The sequence below is a fragment of the Paraburkholderia sp. D15 genome (assembly GCF_029910215.1).
Classification (GTDB): Bacteria; Pseudomonadota; Gammaproteobacteria; order Burkholderiales; family Burkholderiaceae; genus Paraburkholderia.
Genome location: NZ_CP110396.1, coordinates 1,412,476 through 1,429,353 on the forward strand (window position 1 = coordinate 1,412,476; position 16,878 = coordinate 1,429,353).

Annotated in this window: 18 protein-coding genes; 12 read left to right on the plus strand and 6 right to left on the minus strand. The window is 62.3% G+C overall.

Annotated features, from left to right (window positions below):
• The first annotated feature begins 195 nt into the window (after window positions 1–195).
• Together LFL96_RS26275 and LFL96_RS26280 are read left to right on the plus strand one after the other, a co-directional pair.
• Window positions 196–1,695 carry a deoxyribodipyrimidine photo-lyase gene (locus LFL96_RS26275; RefSeq protein ID WP_281003621.1) on the plus strand — a complete coding sequence of 500 codons (1,500 nt, stop codon included), beginning with the start codon at window positions 196–198 and terminating at the stop codon, window positions 1,693–1,695.
• Window positions 1,696–1,782: 87 nt separating this feature from the next.
• Window positions 1,783–2,241 carry a TspO/MBR family protein gene (locus LFL96_RS26280; RefSeq protein ID WP_281003866.1) on the plus strand — a complete coding sequence of 153 codons (459 nt, stop codon included), beginning with the start codon at window positions 1,783–1,785 and terminating at the stop codon, window positions 2,239–2,241.
• A gap of 94 nt (window positions 2,242–2,335) precedes the next feature.
• On the opposite strand, the gene LFL96_RS26285 is transcribed toward LFL96_RS26280, so the two are convergent.
• The gene (locus LFL96_RS26285; RefSeq protein ID WP_281003622.1) at window positions 2,336–2,515 is read right to left on the minus strand and encodes a DUF3563 family protein; all 180 of its coding nucleotides are present in this window, start codon (window positions 2,513–2,515) and stop codon (window positions 2,336–2,338) included.
• A 109-nt stretch (window positions 2,516–2,624) separates the two neighbouring features.
• The gene (locus tag LFL96_RS26290; RefSeq protein ID WP_281003623.1) at window positions 2,625–3,830 is read right to left on the minus strand and encodes a PHB depolymerase family esterase; all 1,206 of its coding nucleotides are present in this window, start codon (window positions 3,828–3,830) and stop codon (window positions 2,625–2,627) included.
• A gap of 362 nt (window positions 3,831–4,192) precedes the next feature.
• On the opposite strand from LFL96_RS26290, the gene LFL96_RS26295 reads away from it, so the two are divergent.
• The 4 genes from LFL96_RS26295 to LFL96_RS26310 all read left to right on the plus strand — a co-directional run bounded on the left by LFL96_RS26295 (window position 4,193) and on the right by LFL96_RS26310 (window position 7,387).
• Window positions 4,193–4,894 carry a phosphatase PAP2 family protein gene (locus tag LFL96_RS26295; RefSeq protein ID WP_281003624.1) on the plus strand — a complete coding sequence of 234 codons (702 nt, stop codon included), beginning with the start codon at window positions 4,193–4,195 and terminating at the stop codon, window positions 4,892–4,894.
• A gap of 304 nt (window positions 4,895–5,198) precedes the next feature.
• Window positions 5,199–5,972: a molybdate ABC transporter substrate-binding protein gene (gene modA, locus LFL96_RS26300; RefSeq protein ID WP_281003625.1), complete on the plus strand. Its 774-nt coding sequence runs from the start codon at window positions 5,199–5,201 to the stop codon at window positions 5,970–5,972.
• A gap of 37 nt (window positions 5,973–6,009) precedes the next feature.
• On the plus strand, window positions 6,010–6,684 hold the full coding sequence (gene modB / locus LFL96_RS26305) for a molybdate ABC transporter permease subunit (RefSeq protein ID WP_281003626.1): 675 nt from the start codon (window positions 6,010–6,012) through the stop codon (window positions 6,682–6,684).
• A gap of 1 nt (window position 6,685) precedes the next feature.
• The gene (locus tag LFL96_RS26310) at window positions 6,686–7,387 is read left to right on the plus strand and encodes an ATP-binding cassette domain-containing protein (RefSeq protein WP_281003627.1); all 702 of its coding nucleotides are present in this window, start codon (window positions 6,686–6,688) and stop codon (window positions 7,385–7,387) included.
• Window positions 7,388–7,403: 16 nt separating this feature from the next.
• On the opposite strand, the gene LFL96_RS26315 is transcribed toward LFL96_RS26310, so the two are convergent.
• Entirely contained in the window at window positions 7,404–8,240 is an 837-nt protein-coding gene (locus LFL96_RS26315) for a TOBE domain-containing protein (protein ID WP_281003628.1), read from the minus strand.
• A gap of 195 nt (window positions 8,241–8,435) precedes the next feature.
• Between LFL96_RS26315 and LFL96_RS26320 the strand changes: the two genes are divergently transcribed.
• Window positions 8,436–9,230: an SDR family oxidoreductase gene (locus tag LFL96_RS26320; protein WP_281003629.1), complete on the plus strand. Its 795-nt coding sequence runs from the start codon at window positions 8,436–8,438 to the stop codon at window positions 9,228–9,230.
• A 68-nt stretch (window positions 9,231–9,298) separates the two neighbouring features.
• On the opposite strand, the gene LFL96_RS26325 is transcribed toward LFL96_RS26320, so the two are convergent.
• Window positions 9,299–9,682 (minus strand): tautomerase family protein, encoded by a 384-nt coding sequence (locus tag LFL96_RS26325; RefSeq protein WP_281003630.1) that lies wholly within the window; start codon window positions 9,680–9,682, stop codon window positions 9,299–9,301.
• A gap of 104 nt (window positions 9,683–9,786) precedes the next feature.
• On the opposite strand from LFL96_RS26325, the gene LFL96_RS26330 reads away from it, so the two are divergent.
• Window positions 9,787–10,638, plus strand: a complete 852-nt coding sequence (locus tag LFL96_RS26330; protein ID WP_281003631.1) for a LysR substrate-binding domain-containing protein — start codon at window positions 9,787–9,789, stop codon at window positions 10,636–10,638.
• A gap of 245 nt (window positions 10,639–10,883) precedes the next feature.
• Complete coding sequence (locus LFL96_RS26335) at window positions 10,884–11,807, plus strand: HTH-type transcriptional regulator ArgP (protein ID WP_281003632.1); 924 nt, start codon at window positions 10,884–10,886, stop codon at window positions 11,805–11,807.
• 146 nt (window positions 11,808–11,953) lie between these two features.
• Here the strand turns inward: LFL96_RS26335 and LFL96_RS26340 are convergent, their stop codons facing one another.
• Window positions 11,954–12,676: a hypothetical protein gene (locus LFL96_RS26340; RefSeq protein WP_281003633.1), complete on the minus strand. Its 723-nt coding sequence runs from the start codon at window positions 12,674–12,676 to the stop codon at window positions 11,954–11,956.
• A 298-nt stretch (window positions 12,677–12,974) separates the two neighbouring features.
• Here LFL96_RS26340 and LFL96_RS26345 point away from each other — a divergent pair, with 298 nt between their 5' ends.
• From LFL96_RS26345 to LFL96_RS26355, 3 genes are all read left to right on the plus strand, one after another.
• Window positions 12,975–14,288, plus strand: coding sequence for a DUF6402 family protein (locus LFL96_RS26345; RefSeq protein ID WP_281003634.1), 1,314 nt, complete (start codon window positions 12,975–12,977; stop codon window positions 14,286–14,288).
• Between the two features lie 536 nt (window positions 14,289–14,824).
• Window positions 14,825–15,262 carry an MbcA/ParS/Xre antitoxin family protein gene (locus LFL96_RS26350; protein ID WP_281003635.1) on the plus strand — a complete coding sequence of 146 codons (438 nt, stop codon included), beginning with the start codon at window positions 14,825–14,827 and terminating at the stop codon, window positions 15,260–15,262.
• Complete coding sequence (locus LFL96_RS26355; protein WP_281003636.1) at window positions 15,259–15,960, plus strand: RES family NAD+ phosphorylase; 702 nt, start codon at window positions 15,259–15,261, stop codon at window positions 15,958–15,960. The genes LFL96_RS26350 and LFL96_RS26355 overlap by 4 nt, the downstream gene beginning before the upstream one ends.
• 90 nt (window positions 15,961–16,050) lie before the next feature.
• Here LFL96_RS26355 and LFL96_RS26360 read toward each other — a convergent pair whose 3' ends face one another.
• Complete coding sequence (locus LFL96_RS26360; RefSeq protein ID WP_281003637.1) at window positions 16,051–16,788, minus strand: metallophosphoesterase; 738 nt, start codon at window positions 16,786–16,788, stop codon at window positions 16,051–16,053.
• Window positions 16,789–16,878 lie beyond the last annotated feature (90 nt).

The window sequence follows — 16,878 nt, forward strand, 5'->3', positions numbered from 1 at the left end:
CGACCTCGCTGATCGCCGAAGCATCGCTCGAAGCGGCGCCTCGGACCGCGCCGGATCAAACAGCGCCCGTTCCCTGCACAATAGGAACGGGCGCTGTGCCGTTGACGGACGCGGCACGTAACATGCGATACCGATCCAATCCGTGAGCGCCGGCGATCGCGCATCCACGCAACCCTTCACCGACTCTCGCTGCCCATGACACGCGCCCGACGACTGAACGATTCCTTCGACACCGGTCTGGTCTGGTTCCGCCGCGACCTGCGCAACACGGACAACGCGGCGCTCTACTACGCGCTCAAACATTGCGAGCGCGTCTGGTGCGTGTTCGTGTTCGATACGACGATTCTTCAGCCGCTGCACGAGCTTTGGCAAAAGCGTCATCCGGATACGCAGACGCAGGATCGCCGCATCGAATTCATTCTGGGCGCGCTGCACGAACTCGACGAGGCCTTGAGCGCACAGGGCGGCGGCCTGATCGTGTTGTATGGCGATCCGGCCGAACTCGTGCCGAAGCTCGCAGATGAGCTGGGGGTCGACGCGGTCTTTACGAATCACGATTACGAGCCGGTCGCGATCGACCGCGACGAAACCGTGCGTGAGCGGCTCGAAGACGCCGAACGCCAATGGCTGACGTTCAAGGATCAGGTGATTTTCGAGCGCGACGAAATACTGACCGGCCAGCGCAAACCCTTCACCGTGTTCACGCCGTACAAGAACGCCTGGCTCAAAGAGGTGACGGCGTTCGACCTGAAACCGTATCCGGTGGAAAAGTACGCGGATCATCTGGCGCCGACGCCGGCCAAACTGCACCGCAAGCTGCCGTCGCTCAAGCAGCTCGGCTTCGCGCCCAGCAACCTCGCCGAACTGGCGATCCCTACCGGCATGAGCGGCGCGCAGAGCCTGCTCGACGACTTCATGAGCCGCATCGACAGTTACGCCGACCGCCGCGATTTTCCCGCCGCGAAGGGCCCGAGCTATCTGTCGGTGCATCTGCGTTTCGGGACTGTCTCGATCCGCACGCTGGCGCGGCTCGCCCAGGAGATGTCGTTGCAACCCGACGGACAAGGCTCGGCCACATGGCTATCCGAGCTGATCTGGCGGGATTTCTACTTCATGATTCTGGCGCACAACCCCCGTCTGGCGAAGGGCGTGTCGTTCAAGGAAGAATACGACCGGCTGCGCTGGGAAAAAGGGCCGGCCGCCGAGGAGGCTTTCGCTGCCTGGTGCGAAGGCCGCACCGGCTATCCGCTGGTCGACGCCGCGATGCTGCAGATCAACTCGACCGGCTACATGCACAACCGTCTGCGGATGGTGGCGGCGAGCTTCCTCGTGAAGGATCTCGGCGTCGACTGGCGGCTTGGCGAAGCGTATTTCGCGGAGCAGTTGAACGACTTCGATTTCTCGGCGAATAACGGCGGCTGGCAATGGGCGGCATCGACGGGATGCGATGCGCAGCCCTACTTCCGGATCTTCAATCCGATCACGCAATCGGAAAAATTCGATTCGGACGGGCGCTTTATCAAACGCTATCTACCGCAGCTGGCAAAGCTGCCGTCGAAGTGGATTCATGCGCCGTGGAAGGCTGGGGCGGAGCAGCTTGCGGCGTTTGGGGTAGTGCTCGGCAAGGATTATCCGGAACCGATCGTCGATCACGCCGAAGCGCGGGAACGCACGCTGGCTCGCTTTGGCAAGTGAGTGCCTGCTTACGTTGCACGGGACGGAGCACGTGGATCGAGCTGGACGAACGCCGTTTCAGTCGAATTGAAAGAGAGGAAAACAAGCATGCGCCGATTGCCGTCGCTGATCGTATTTCTGGCTTTGACACTGGCGACAGGGTTCGTCGCGAGCCGGTTCTTGCCGGACGCGTGGTACGTCGCGCTGCATAAACCCGCGTTCAATCCGCCGGATTGGGTGTTTCCGCCGGCATGGTCGTTACTGTATGTGCTGATGTCGGTCGCTGCATGGCGCGTGTGGAAACGCGACGGCCTAAGAGCAGGGATCGTCTTATGGGCGGTTCAACTGCCGTTCAACGCAGCGTGGATGTGGCTCTTCTTTGGCCTGCATCGACCCGGCGTGGCGCTGGTCGATATTGTGGTGCTGCTGGTCTTGATCGTCGCGCTGACGTGCGTCTTCTGGCGACGGGACCGCTGGGCGGGCATGATGCTGGTGCCCTATGTGGCGTGGGTGGCATTCGCCGCGGTACTGAATCACGCGCTATGGCAAATGAATCCGGTGGTTTAAACCGCGCAGACTTTCTGCCAGCTTCGGTTTTGGCGCCTCACCCGAACACCGGCGTCTCACTACCCGCCGATGCGAAAAACAAACCTGAAGCAGCTTAGTACTGCTGGCTCATCCACGACGGTTGGCGCGGGTTTGCTTCGCGATCCAGCTTGCGCATGCGGAATTCGAGATCGTAAAGATCGGTGGCTTCGGCGAGGAAAGCGTCAGCGCGTTCTTTCGCGAGTTGCTCGGGCGATTTCGTCAGAAACAGGAACAGGCGGCTAAGCAGGTACATGGTCGACCTCAACAATGAGTGCTAGGCGTTAACGCCTAAGGGATAACCCGTATTATAGGGAAAACCCTATTGACGCGCTACGACTCATTTTCGAAGTGTTGTTCCGATGTCACCGTGCGCCCGCTGCGGCCGCCCTGGAAGGATTTGCAGCGATCTGGCCGGCTCCCGTACGGCGTTGATGCTTGAAAAATTCCCAGATCATGGCGCTAGCGTCAGGACCTTTGGCGGAATGGAACGGAACGGCGTCATCGCCGCCACTCCATGCGTGACCCAGCCCTTGCACGCGGCACAGCCGAACCACTCGCCGTCCACCGCGCACGAAATCGCGCATCACCACGCCGCCTTTGCGCTCCTCGCGCACCTCGCCAGATTTGCGCGTGCCATCGGCATCGACGATACGGTTCAGGCGCAGGAATTCCTCCGCCAGTTGATCGGCGTTGACCGGCGAGACGACGTGGTCGGCATCGCCGTGGACGATGATCGCCGGCATGCCGGGGTAATGCGCGACGTCGACCAGTTGGTCGACAAGCTGCGCCGGCTCGCCGCGCGCGCCGCGCCGCATCACGTCCATCGCGGTAATGCCGGTGCGCGCTTCGCCGAATGCGGGGCCGGAATGCAGCGCCACCGCCGCGAAATGCTCGGGATAGTGGACGGCCAGCAGCGCGGTCAGCCCCGCACCGGCCGAGATGCCGGCCGCGTACACGCGTTCGCTGTCGAAGCCATGTTCCGCGACAAGCGCATCCACCAGCGAGACCACGGCGCGCGCTTCGGCGCCGCCCGCGCTCTCGCCGGCGTCGTACCAGTGCCAGCAGCGGTGCGAATGCGCGTGCTTCGATTGCTCGGGATACACCACCGCAAAGCCGAAGCGGTCGGCGAGCACGTTCATGCGCGTGCCTTCCGCGAATTCATCGATCGACTGGGTACAGCCGTGCAGCATCACGACAAGCGGCATGGCTTCCAGCGCATGGCCCGACGGGATGTACAAACCGTACTGGAGATGGTTGACGAGCCGCCCCGGCGCCGCGGGCGCCGAGTGAAACGAACGCGTCCACGAGCCGCTCGCCCACGCCGATGCGCGCGGCCGCACGCGCGATTCGCGCGCAGCGGGACGCGGCGCTTCCCGCTTCGCCGGGGTGCGCAGCGCGGCTGCCGCCTTGAGCGGGCGCACTTTCGCGGACGGCTTGCTGGTGGCGGTGCGCGTTGGCCGCGTGGACGTACGTTTGGCGGTCTTCGCGGTTTTGGTCAGGGATTCGGACTGGATCGCAAGCAATCGCTTCAACCCGCGTAGCCAGATTTTCGACAGACTTTTTGCCATCGGCGGATAACCTCGCAAAAAGGGGCAGGATTCGCCCGTAGAACGATGCGTCTTTGTGCAATGCACAATAACATCATTCCTCATGCCCCGCTGTGCGCGCGGTCTGCCATCCCGAGGCAAATTGTCCACCCGGCGAACCTTGCCGGGAGTCTGGCGTCAAATCGCGTCAAGGCCTGTTCGACCGCCTGCGTCCCAAGCCGAAAGCGTGGTGCGCGGCGTCCGGCAGAACCGGCCGAACTCCCCGCCTTATACTGGCGGTTAACAATTTGACGTGCGAGCCTGCGTCAGGTCGGCGCTTCGTGCCGCTCGCGCGTTAACTCCTTACCAACCGATTCTACGCGGCCTGGGTCGCTCCCTTTGCCATGCCCGATTTACCCGTTCACCTGTGGTATTCGATCACCAGCCTCGGCGCCGCCGGCATGACGCTGCCGCTCGCGTTCGCCATCGCGTTGTGGCTGGCGGTCGGCTATTCGTGGCGCATGGCGGCCGGCTGGCTGCTGTTGCTGGGCGCGGCCATCGGCGTGACGACCGTCACCAAGCTGGCGTTTCTCGGCTGGGGCGTCGGCGTGCGCGAGCTGGATTTCACCGGCGTCAGCGGGCATGCGATGTTGTCGACATCCGTCTATCCGGTCGCGTTGTTCCTGATGCTGCTGCCCGCCCGGCCGGCTTTCCGTCTGCTCGGCGTGCTGCTTGGACTTGCTGCCGGGATCGCGGTGGGTTTGTCGCGGGTCGTGCTGAGTGCGCACTCGCCTTCCGAAGCGATCACCGGCTGTCTGGTCGGCGCGCTCACCGCGTTGATGTTCGTGCGCATGGCGTGGCACGCGGAGCCCGGCCGGCTGTCGGCGTTGCCCGTCACCGCCAGTCTGATGGTGCTCGCGTTGCTGATGCACGGCGTGCACGTGCCGACGCAACGCTGGGTCACGCATATCGCGCTGAAGGTGTCCGGACACGACCGGCCGTTCATCCGCGCGAAATGGCGGGCGGTGCGGGACGTGCGCCCGGCTACTGCGCCGCTGTCGCAAACGCTCAATACGCTCACTCAGTCACGCGCCACTGACGTTTGACGCTGACGTTCGGCACTGCCGAAACGGCCCGCTCAGGGCGCCTATTGCCGCGACGAGCGCTTGCGCGTTTATCCGCGTATGGCCAGTCATACCGAGGAAGAACCTGTTTCCGCGCCGTCGCAAGCCGCTTTAACTCGCCACCGCCAATTCGTCGACGCGACGTCAAAGGCAGCGCGCGAAGCCGCTGCACATCCCACGTTATGCGCGCCGTTGAATAATCGTCATGGTTACCGTTATAACCTTTCATATATTACGATAGCGTTTTAACCTCGCGCTCCGGCCCGCGCCGGACTCTGAACCCTTCATGACACTGTCCCGCCGCTTTCTGAAACACGCGCTGTTTGTCGCCAGCGCTGTCTCCCTCGTCATCAGCGCCAACGCGCGCGCCGACGAACTGGTGGTCTCCGCCGCCGCCAGCCTGACCAACGCCTTCAAGGCTGTCAGCGAAGTGTTCGAACAGCAGCATCCGGGCACCAAGGTGCTGCTCAACTTCGGCGCCTCCGACGTGCTGATGCAGCAGATCGCCAAGGGCGCACCCGCCGACGTGTTCGCGTCCGCGGATCAGAAAGCGATGGACAAGGCCGCCGCCGAAAAGGTGATCGTGCCCGCCACGCGCAAGGACTTCGCCGCCAACTCGCTCGTGCTGATCGTGCCGACGGATAGTCATTTCGCGCCGTCCGCGTTGCCCGAACTGGCGTCGGCGAACGTGAAGCGGGTGGCGTACGGCGATCCGGCCTCGGTGCCGATCGGCCGCTACGCGCAGGGCGCGCTGCAAGCCGCCGGCGTGTGGGATGCCGTCAGCGCGAAGGCCGTGCTGGCGTCGAACGTGCGTCAGAGCCTGGATTACGTGTCGCGTGGCGAAGTCGATGCCGGCTTCGTGTTCAGCACCGACGCCGCCGTCATGCCGGACAAGGTCAAGGTCGCGCTGAACGTGCCGACGCAAACGCCGATCACCTACCCGATCGCGCAAGTCGAGGGCAGCCGTCATGCGGCCGATGCGCAGGCGTTCATCGGCTTCGTGTTGTCGCCGGCTGGCCAGGCCGTGCTGGCGAAGTACGGCTTCAAGCCCGCGCATTAATAGCGCACTGATAGCGCATCAACAAGGCATCACACACATGCAACAGGCCTGGATTCCGCTCTTGCTGTCGCTGAAAGTGGCGGGCTGGGCCACCGCGCTCAATCTGGTGTTCGGCGTCGCGGCCGGCTTCGGCCTGTCGCGCTGGCGCTCGGGCGCGCGCGACGTGATCGATTCGATGCTGATGCTGCCGCTCGTCCTGCCGCCCACCGTGCTCGGCTATTACCTGCTGGTGCTGCTCGGCCGGCGCGGCGTGATCGGCGGTTGGCTCGACCGCTTCGACATTCAGCTGGTGTTCACCTGGCAAGGCGCGGTGATCGCATCGACCGTGGTCGCGTTTCCGCTCGTGCTGAAATCGGCGCGCGCCGCATTCGAATCGGTCGATCCGCAACTCGAACGGGCCGCGCGCACGCTCGGCATCAGCGAGACGGCGCTGTTCTTTCGCGTGACCTTGCCGCTCGCGGCGCGCGGCATCTTGGCGGGCGGTCTGCTCGCGTTTGCCCGCGCGCTCGGCGAGTTCGGCGCGACGTTGATGATCGCGGGCAATCTGCCGGGCCGCACGCAGACGCTGTCGGTCGCGGTCTATTCGGCGGTGCAGGCGGGCGACGACAGCACCGCGAATTTCCTCGTACTCGTGACCTCGGTGACGTGCGTCGTGATCCTGTTGCTGGCGGGCCGCCTCGTGCCGCAGCACACCTTGTTGTCGTCCCGCTGACATGCCGCTCGCCGTCGACATCCGCAAAACTTTTCAGAGCGCCGAGCGCCGTTTCACGCTCGACGTCTCCTTCAAGGCGAGCACGCCGCGCGTCGTGCTGTTCGGGCCGTCGGGCGCGGGCAAGAGTCTGACGCTGCAGGCGATTGCCGGCCTGCTGCGCCCCGACGAAGGCGCGATCACACTGCACGACGCCGCGCTCTTCGACAGCGCGCGCGACATCGATCTGAAGCCGCAGGCACGCAAGATCGCGTATCTGTTTCAGGACTACGCGTTGTTTCCGCATCTGAACGTGCGGCAGAACATCGGTTTCGGTTTGCAGCAGGGCTGGTTGAATCCGCGGGCGCGGTTCGCGCATCCGCAGGTCGACTACTGGCTCGATGCGCTGGAATTGAAGAGCGTGGCCGGCAATCATCCGGCGCAGCTTTCTGGTGGACAGAAACAGCGCGTGGCGCTGGCGCGCGCGCTCGTCGCGCAGCCTCGGCTGTTATTGCTCGATGAACCGTTTTCCGCGCTCGACAGCGCATTGCGTCAGCGCATGCGGCACGAGTTGTCGGAGTTGCAAACGCGGCTCGATATTCCGATGGTGCTGATCACGCACGATCCCGACGATGTCGCCGCATTCGGCGATCAGGTCGTGCAGGTCAGCGACGGCTGTGTGCGCGAGAATCATCCGTTCACGGGCTACGTGCGCAGCGAGTCATGAGCGCGAAGCGCGCCGCTCAATCCTTCACACCGAGTATCACGCTCGACGCCTTGAACGCCGCGACAGCGGTCGATCCCTCCGCGAGCCGCAGCGCATCGACGCTGTCGTTGGTCACCACGGCGGTAACGACCGCGCCGCCTCCCAGCGTCAACGACACTTCCGCACTGACCGCCCCGCGCTTCACGCTCGACACCGTGCCGCGCAACTGATTGCGCGCGGATATCCTGAGCGGCGCGCCGCCTTCGTCCTCGACCAGCAGCACGACCCACGACGCCTTGATCAGCGCAAACGCCGCCGCCCCCACCGCGAGCCCCAGCGTCTCGGTACTTTCGTGCGTGAGCACGGCGACGATTTCATGGCCACCAGGCAGCGCGAGCGACACTTCGTCGTTGACGGCGCCGCGCGTCACTGCCGACACCGTGCCGTAAAGCTGATTGCGCGCGCTGGTTTTCACGCCGATGCGGCCGATCAGATCCCAATCGGTCGCGAAACCTTCGATGGCCGCGCCGGCCCGCTCCAGAAACCGCCGATGCTCGCGCTCCACCGCGCGGAACGTCTCGATCAGCTTGACCGCGCGCGGCGTGAGCGTGGTGCCGCCACCGCCCTTGCCGCCGGTCAGGCGCACCACCAACGGCTCGCCGGCGAGGTTGTTCATCGTATCGATCGCGTCCCACGCGCCCTTGTAGCTCATGCCGACGGCTTTCGCCGCATTCGTGATCGAACCGGTTTCGCCGATCGCCGCGAGCAGCGCGATCCGCGACGCGCCGCCGAGGGTGTGCGCGCCCGCCTGGAACCAGACGGAGCCGCCCAGTTCCAGCGGTTCGTGTGAGGGATCGGTGTGGTCGGTGGTCATGGCGGGAAATGCTCGAAAAGGGGAGACAAGGACAGCGAATCATTATAGCGACGCGAACGTGGAATACTTTCTGCTCGAATGCTTCGATTACTGCGATTACTGGGATCACCTCGATCACCCACCTTCATGTTTTCCGTCGCGGGCTGGTCCGGCGGCATTGCGCCGGGCGCCGCAACTTCGACAAGGAGCAGCACAGTGAACATCGATCTATCGGGCAAGACCGCCATCGTCAGCGCTTCCACGGCCGGCATCGGCCTTGCCATCGCCACGGGCCTCGCGGCGTCGGGGGCGCGCACCGTCGTCAATGGCCGCAAGCAGGAGGCGGTGGACCGCGCCATCGAAACCATTCTGAAGACCGCACCGCATGCGCAGTTGCAGGGCTTCGCCGGCGACCTGGGCGATAAGGCGGGTTGCGACGCGCTCGCGAAAGCCATACCGCAAGCGGACATTCTGGTGAACAACCTCGGCGTATTCGGCCCCGGCGACATCTTCTCCACCGGCGACGACGACTGGTCCCGCTATTTCGACGTCAACGTGATGTCGGGCGTACGCCTCACGCGCCACTATCTGAAGGGAATGATGGAACGCCGATGGGGTCGCGTGGTGTTCGTCTCGTCGGAATCGGCGTTGAATATTCCGCCCGACATGCTGGCCTACGGCTTCTCCAAGACCGCGCAGTTAAGCATTGCGCGCGGCATCGCCAAACATGCGGCGGGCAGTGGCGTCACGGTGAATGCGGTGCTGCCGGGGCCGACGCTGTCGGACGGTTTCCGCTCGATGGTGGAAGACACCGCGAAGGAGCAGGGCAAAACCGTCGAACAGGTCGCCACCGAATTCGTGCGCGCGCAACGCGCCAGTTCGATCATCCAGCGCGCGGCGAGCACCGAGGAAGTGGCCAACATGGTCGTGTACGTCTGCTCGCCGCAAGCCTCGGCGACGACCGGCGCGGCGCTGCGCGTGGACGGCGGCGTCGTCGATACGATCGCCTGAGCGCAAGCGCAAGCGTGCAATGACGGCGCCTGAATGCCACGATCGAGCGTGGCGTTCAGGTGCGGCTTTCAAAGCGCGTATTGCGCGAGCCCATTGCCGAACGACCAGTTCTCCTTGAGCACTTCGACGAGATTGATGAACACGTCTTCCCGTCGCAACCCCGGCGACGCCGCCAGCTCATCCGCCATCCGCTTGTACAAGGCCTTTTTCTGATCGAGCGTGCGCGTGTTGTTGAAGGTGATCTGCACGATCACCAGATCGTCGCTGCGCTCGACGTTCAGATACTGGTTGTCGTACACGAAGTTTTCGGCGGCATGCTCGGTGATCAACATGAAGATGTCGTCTTTCGGCACGTTGCAGGTTTCGACCAGCGCGCGCTGGATGCCCTGCGTCAGCGCCTTCTTGTATTCCGCCGGTTTGCCGGCGCGCAATGCGATTCGAGTGAGCGGCATGATGAACCTCCGTTGTGGTTAACCGTGTTGGGTTAAAGACAGATTAGGCGGATGCGATCATAATAAACAGACATAACTGATTATTTCATCTATTTCCATCTGAAATGAAAGTCCTCGATCTCGATGCCGTCCGGGCGTTCGTGCTGGTCGCCGACCTGAGCAGCTTCACGCGCGCGGCCGACGCGCTCGACACAACGCAGTCGGCCGTCAGTCTCAAACTCAAGCGGCTGGAAGCGCATCTCGGCAAGCAATTGCTGGAGCGCACGCCGCGCGTCGTGCGTCTTTCCGCCGACGGCGACGCCTTTCTCGGCGCCGCGCGTGACCTGCTGCACGCGCATGAGCGCGCGCTGGGCGCGTTGTCGGTCGAGCGGCGCCGGCTGGTGCTCGGGCTCAGCGAACATGTCGCGGGGCCGGATCTGCCGCAACTGCTGCACCGGCTCAACGCGCACGATCCGGGTCTGGTGATCGAACTGCACATGGGCACGTCCACCGCGCTGCTCGCGCAATTCGACGAACGCCGGCTCGATGCGGCGATCGTCCGATACGGCGCCGACGAGCCGCCGCGCGACGACACCGAACCGTTGTTCAGCGAGCCGCTGGGCTGGCTGGCCACGCCGGAATGGCTGCCGCGCGTCGGCGAACCGCTGCCGCTGGCACTGCTCAGTGCCCCGTGCAACGTGCGCGAAGTGGCGTTGCGTGCGCTGAACGACGCGGGGATCGGGTGGCAGGAAGTGTTCGTCGGCGGCGGCGTCGCGGCGGTCGGAGCGGCCATCGCGGCGGGATTGGCGGTGTCGCCGCTGGCGCGGCGGGTCGCACCGCGCGGTCTCGTCGATGTCGGCCCCCGGCTGGGATTACCGCCGCTGCCGCAATCGCGCGTGACCTTGCATTCGCGGGTGCGCGAACCGCGTTCGATGGAAACGCTGCGTTTGCTGGCGAACGGCCTCGCCTCGCAGTGACGAGCGGGCATAGGCAGCGAGCCGCGCCCACGGGTGACGGCTTGCAGTGACAAAACGACTCAGCCGCCGAACGGCTCAAGGTGGCGCCGCGCGGATAAAATTCGCCCCCGCCGCTTGAGCGGCGGCACCCGGCTCCGCTGGCTAAAGGTGGTTAGGGCTTGTTAACGCCGGTTCGCCGGTTGGTCATTCATCCCACCACCCGGACCGCCTAAGCTTGGACAACCCACTCATTCGACAGAGCAACCGTGGACCTCGACCCCCGACAAACCACCGCCGTTCGCGCCGTCATCGAAACCGGCAGCTTCGAGCAGGCTGCCGTGCGGCTGAATATCACGTCGTCGGCGGTATCGCAGCGGGTGCGGGCGCTCGAAACGCGGCTCGGCAATCCGCTGATCGTGCGCACGCGGCCGTGCCGGGCGACGCAGATGGGTCAGCGTCTACTGCAGTACCTGCGACGCGCGGCGTTGCTCGAAGATGACTTCGCGAGCGATCTGGCGGGTGCGAACGAGGCGCTGCTGAGCGTCGCTGCCGCCGTCAACGCGGACACGTTGTCCACGTGGTTTTTCCCCGCGCTCTCCGACATCCTGCTGCAGGAAAACGTGCTGCTGGACCTGACCGTCGACGATCAGGACCACACGCACGCGCTGCTCGCCTCGGGGCTCGCGATCGGCTGCATCACGACCGAACCCGCGCCCATGCGCGGCTGCTTCGCCGAGCGGCTGGGCGCGATGCGCTACCGGCTGGTGGCGTCGGCGGCGTTCGTCGAGCGATGGTTTCCGGATGGGTTGACCCGCGACAGCGCACGGCGCGCGCCGGTGATTCTGTCGTCGCGCAAGGATGCGTTGCAGGCGCGCTTTCTGGAGACGTGCTTCGGCCTGCCGCCCGAGGCGTATCCGTGCCACTACGTGCCCGCGCCGGTGCCGCGCTACATGGCGATCCAGCGCGGCCTCGCGTACGGGATGGTGCCGGAGCTGGAATTCGGCGATGCCGTCGAGCGCGGCGAACTGGTCGATCTGGCGCCGAAGCAGCCGACCGACGTCGAGCTGTACTGGCACGCGTGGAAGGTGCAGTCGCCGCGGCTGGAGAAGTTGTCGGCACGGATCGTCGAACTGGGACGGACGGCGCTGGGGACGCCGGGCGGCAAGGTCAAACGTAAGCGCGCGGGGTGAGGATGCCGGGTTCGCCGGCGGGCTGTGGGACGCCACGCCGCAAGATCGGCGCGCCGCTTAGCTAACCATCGGGCAGCCGTCCCGTGGTCGAACCGGCCGGAAAAGCCACGGGCCAGGCGAACGGAGCGTGGTCCCGGCCTTCGAGCTCAATGAAGGATGGGTGGCAAGGAGCCGCTGCGGGCCGTGGCAGGATCGGCGGATGCGTTTGCCGTCACCGGTTGATTCGTGTCGGCGTTGGCGGCTTGAGCCGGCACACTCGCTTGCGATGCCGCCGGTTTCGACGCGCTGGATTGTGCCGCCGCCTTCGCCGGATGCGAATGCGCCGGATGTTGTTGGGCCATATTGGCGTGCGCGGTCTTGCCTTGAACCGGTTTCAGTTTGGCCATCTGCGCGTGCGGTTTTTTACCCTGCACCATTAGCGGCGTTTTCGACTTCGCTTTCGACGGGGATCGGGATTTGGGTTTGGCGGCTGCGTGGGTGTTGAGGTTGACGCTGCTTTTCGCGCCGCTCGTTGAATGAACCTTTGCGTTGCCGCTAGCGGCGACCTTCTTCATCGCGCCGCGCGCGGCGGCCGTTTTGCCGCTACGCGCCGACGTGATCGACACGCCTCGCCGGTCGCTCGCTCGATGTCCCGACGCCGCCCTCGATACCGTCTTCGACACTGCTGCGTGACTGGCGTGACCGCCAACGACCTTCGACGCGGACTCCCCGCTGGTTTTGGATCCACCGGCAACCGTCACCTTCCCCGCCTGCACCGTCGTATGCCCCGAGACTTCCGGCGGATTCCACGTTTCCGCATACCCCGCGGCCATCGCCGCACCCGACGCACACCATACGGCCAGCGCCGCCGCTACTGCTCGAACCCACATCTGCTGCTTCTCCAGCGTTTCGTTAAGAGACAGCGGATTTTCTCACACGACCGCCCGACAACCGGGCCAGGAAAAGGCGGAGGTGGGGGTGCGGATCTGCTGCATGTTGGTGCGTCGGGGCTGGGGCTGGTTGCTGCTTCGATTTCACTGGAAATCTGCTGAAGAATCAAATGCTCAGAAGTCAGCTTCGATCCTGATCTAACTCCTCGGCTTCGTAGCTTCAAATTGATTCAATTAACCATTCGCAACAATTTTTTAATTATATAAGCGTCTCGCATAGCAAATCGCTCAATGATAATTGTCAGAGACCTCTACTTCAGGTCTACTTCAACATCGTTTTCTGCCAGACAACACACAAGTTGCCTGCAAATATAAAACTCAAAAACCCTATATGCCAGATATATTTATGGTCCACATAAAGAAAATTCCCTACTATAAGCCACAAAAAGGATTATTCGAATCCAAGCTAAAGGAATACACGGGCTCCCAAGGATGCATTCCTCTTGACACTCAAAAATCCGTATCAATAGAAAGACTTGCGCCGGGTGAAAAACCGCCCACCCAACAAGTTTCCAAATCAGCATCAAGTGAAACGCCACCGGTTAAACAGCAACCGAAAGCTGTTCAGCCAAAAATTGAAAAGAACCTGACACAACCAGAGGCCGAGGTATGCGAAAATCCACCAACCTTCGATCTTCAAGATGTACCCGTCGCAATGGACAATCTAGGCTGGAAAATTTCAGCCAGACTTGCACGAGTTTGGTTTGCAAGTCCCGCTCACACTTACAACGATGACCCAAAATCAACTCAGCCATTCGACGATGCGATCGTTACTCTAGACTGGGTGCTGAAATTTCGCGGTGTCAGAAATAAATATGAAAATCTTCTTGCAAAAGATATTTATAAAAATTCAGCGCTCGATCTGGCAAAGAAGAAAATCTACGACCACATCAACAAGATGTTTTCCGAAAACAGGAAAGCCGAACTCGGCTTCAGCACGGGATCATTCCTGGCGGATATTCGCCAGTTTCATCTCGACTGGCAGTTTCAACTCACGTCGTTATCCAACTGGGACACGCTGGAAAACCTCGCGCCGACCGACCTCACCGGCGCACTGGCCAATTTCAATCTATACGCCGCCTTGGGCAAAGTTGAAGTCTCCAGCGAAAGATATTTCAGATATGAAAAATCCAAAAATCACTATTGCTCCAACGTCACCGCAAAAATCACGCATATCTACGTATATGCCAAAGACAACTATTCTTTTAACGGGCAACAATATTTGGGACACTGGAACAAATATGGGGTAATTATCGCACCAGGATCACTTTTCTCGCAATCCGGCTCACCAAAACGTGACACAGACATCGACATCTGGATAAAAAATACAAACAGACCGGTGGACACACGAAAAAATTTGTTTGGAAAATTCAAGGAAACCGACGTCTATTTTCCAGTCTACAACGCCGACTATTGCCGCTGGCGGGATAAACACCAGCGAGGCGGAGATTTCATGATATATTCCAAGCCAGTTTACTTAAAGCTAAAAAAGCCAATCGATCTTGAACTTGGTGAAATATGCAGATTAGAGTCATCAGACTTGCCGGTTTAGCCTTGATCATTTTCTTCATAACCGGCCTGATCATTCACACGAACAGGCCAAATTACGGACGTTGCGAATTTTTCACAAAAAAATTAAACGGAGGATCGAAAAATTTTCATGGAAAACAATATTTCGCCAAATTATGTGGCGCAGATATCAAAAATGGTACCGAGATAAGATTTCAATTACTCGATGAAACGGGAAAGTTACTTGCGCAACGATATTTTTCCTATTACGTGAATTCCGCTTCGGAGCGAGACCTATCTGACGGCATGGATTCGATTATCTACTATGATCAGTCGAGCGATGCTGCAATGAAATCAATCTCAATGCCGCCTGCCAGGTGGGACTGGATCCGAGCCAGACTGCCTCTTTTTTGATGGTCGTAGCGCCAACAGCAAGTGACGGAGAGGCGGGAGTCTTGTGGTCAGTTAGCTGGCCATGATTCCCGCACCGTTCCATCACCATCCCAACTCATCTCCAGTTTGCAAAAATCCATATCTAGACTATTATTATCACCAAGTACACATCAGGACTCCCCACTCATGGCTCACGCTGCCCGCGCCACCCAGCCTGAAGCGCCGATTCGACAACCCGCCTCATCCCCTTCCTTTGCGGACATGTCGGCGGCGGGGTTGCGCGCTTTCTTCAACATCGCGCGCGACTGGGACCTGAGTGCCGAAGAGCAGATCGTGCTGCTCGGCTCGCCTGGCCGCTCCACCTTCTTCAAATGGAAAGCCGCGCCGGAAACCGCCCGCCTCGGGCGCGACACGCTCGAACGTCTATCGTTGCTGCTCGGCATCTACAAGGCGCTGCAGATCCTTCTCCCGCAAGCCAGCGCGGCCGACGCGTGGATCAAACGTCCCAACAGCGCGCCGCCGTTCGGCGGCCGTCGCGCGCTGGACCGCATGCTGGCGGGCAACATCAGCGATCTCGTGGCCGTGCGCCAATATCTCGACGCAATGCGAGGCGGCTGGGCGTGACACAACCACACTGGCAGGACCGCTGGCACAGCGCGCCGCTCGACTGGTCGCCCGCGTACCGGGTCATTCCCACACGCTTTCCGGCTGTCAATCTGTTCGACCGCGTGGCATCGGCGGAAGATTTCGATGCGCTCTACGCGCTCGAAGCCATGACCAACGACCGCCTTCGCACCGAAGTCGGCGACCTCGATCTGGTGCCGCTCGAAGAGCGCCGCTTCGGCCCGGGCTATGGGCCGATCATGGCCGCGTTGACGCATCTGAATCCGCTCGGCAGCCGCTTCTCCGACGGCAGTTACGGCGTGTTCTACTGCGCCCGTTCGCGCGTCACGGCCATCGCCGAAACGCGTTATCACACCGGCAAGTTTTTGGCGGCAACGGCCGAGGCGCCCATGCGTCAGCAGATGCGTCTTTACACGGTCGTCGCGCAGGGCGAGGTGGTGGATATTCGCGACGATGCATCGCTGGATCTCGCGGTGCTCTCGCCAGACGATTACCTCGCCGGCCAGGCGCTAGGCCGCGCGGCGCGCGAAGCCGGCGCCGCGGGTATTGCGTATCCATCGGTGCGCGATCCGCACGGCGAGTGTCTGGCCGCGTTCAGGACGACGCTGCTGCGCGACTGCCATCACGCCGCCTATCTGGAATACAACTGGAACGGCACGAACGTCGACATGGTGTTCGAACTGAATCAGGTCGGCTGACCGGAAGAAAAAGGCGGCACAAGGTCGATGTATGCATCGCGCGGCAAACTCGCGCGCCGCGCCGTCAACCGCCAACGGCCCCATCACGCCTCAAGGCAACGGCAACGCAGCCGCCCCATCCGCGCGCGCCTCGTCGGTCGAAACCGACCAGCGCCGCAACACCTTCGGCTCGACGATCGTCAGCTTGCCGCTGGACGAGAACGCGCCCGTGTCGATAAACACCTGCGAGCCGACCTGCTTGATATCGGACACCGGCGTGTGACCGCAATAGGTCAGCGAAAGACCGCGCTGCAACGCGGGATCGCCGTTCCCCAACGCGAGGTCGCGTCCCCAGAGCAATTGCTGACGCGTCTCGGCGGAATAATTCCCCGCGTCCAGTTCGAGATCCGAGCCGAAGAATTCGGCATGCAGAATATTGAAGCGCTCCTTGCCGCTTCCCACCACGCGCACCAGCGGCAACGGACGCAATAGCGCCGCGTACTGCTGCAAGCGCTCGTCGGGCAAATCCATCGCCCATGTCCCGCCGATGCCATACCACCACTGCCGCCGCATGCGTCCCTCGGCAACACCGCACAACGTGTCTTCGTGATTGCCGAGCACCGGGTAGAACCACGGCTTGCCGATCAGCGTCAACGCGAGTTCGGAGTGCTCGCCGCGATCCACCAGATCGCCGACCGAGAACAGCCGGTCGCGCGCGGGATCGAACGCGATACTGCGCAGCAGATAGCGCAATGCATCGACGCAGCCGTGCAGATCGCCGACCACGAAGTCGCGACCGGCTTCGTTGGCCGGATGATGCTCGACAGTGTTGACGGATGCGGAAGTCATTCGATCATCATAATGCGTCGATCTGGCGAACGTATGCGCGTTGGCGATCGTAAGGTACGCACAGGTAGAATCCGCGACACGAACAGACTA

Excerpts from the sequence above, each read along its gene's own strand:
- LFL96_RS26275 (WP_281003621.1), top strand. The coding sequence starts at position 196 with ATGACACGCGCCCGACGACTGAACGATTCCTTCGACACCGGTCTGGTC.
- LFL96_RS26280 (WP_281003866.1), top strand. The coding sequence starts at position 1,783 with ATGCGCCGATTGCCGTCGCTGATCGTATTTCTGGCTTTGACACTGGCG.
- LFL96_RS26285 (WP_281003622.1), bottom strand. The coding sequence starts at position 2,515 with ATGTACCTGCTTAGCCGCCTGTTCCTGTTTCTGACGAAATCGCCCGAG.
- LFL96_RS26290 (WP_281003623.1), bottom strand. The coding sequence starts at position 3,830 with ATGGCAAAAAGTCTGTCGAAAATCTGGCTACGCGGGTTGAAGCGATTG.
- LFL96_RS26295 (WP_281003624.1), top strand. The coding sequence starts at position 4,193 with ATGCCCGATTTACCCGTTCACCTGTGGTATTCGATCACCAGCCTCGGC.
- modA (WP_281003625.1), top strand. The coding sequence starts at position 5,199 with ATGACACTGTCCCGCCGCTTTCTGAAACACGCGCTGTTTGTCGCCAGC.
- modB (WP_281003626.1), top strand. The coding sequence starts at position 6,010 with ATGCAACAGGCCTGGATTCCGCTCTTGCTGTCGCTGAAAGTGGCGGGC.
- LFL96_RS26310 (WP_281003627.1), top strand. The coding sequence starts at position 6,686 with ATGCCGCTCGCCGTCGACATCCGCAAAACTTTTCAGAGCGCCGAGCGC.
- LFL96_RS26315 (WP_281003628.1), bottom strand. The coding sequence starts at position 8,240 with ATGACCACCGACCACACCGATCCCTCACACGAACCGCTGGAACTGGGC.
- LFL96_RS26325 (WP_281003630.1), bottom strand. The coding sequence starts at position 9,682 with ATGCCGCTCACTCGAATCGCATTGCGCGCCGGCAAACCGGCGGAATAC.
- LFL96_RS26330 (WP_281003631.1), top strand. The coding sequence starts at position 9,787 with ATGAAAGTCCTCGATCTCGATGCCGTCCGGGCGTTCGTGCTGGTCGCC.
- LFL96_RS26340 (WP_281003633.1), bottom strand. The coding sequence starts at position 12,676 with ATGTGGGTTCGAGCAGTAGCGGCGGCGCTGGCCGTATGGTGTGCGTCG.
- LFL96_RS26350 (WP_281003635.1), top strand. The coding sequence starts at position 14,825 with ATGGCTCACGCTGCCCGCGCCACCCAGCCTGAAGCGCCGATTCGACAA.
- LFL96_RS26360 (WP_281003637.1), bottom strand. The coding sequence starts at position 16,788 with ATGACTTCCGCATCCGTCAACACTGTCGAGCATCATCCGGCCAACGAA.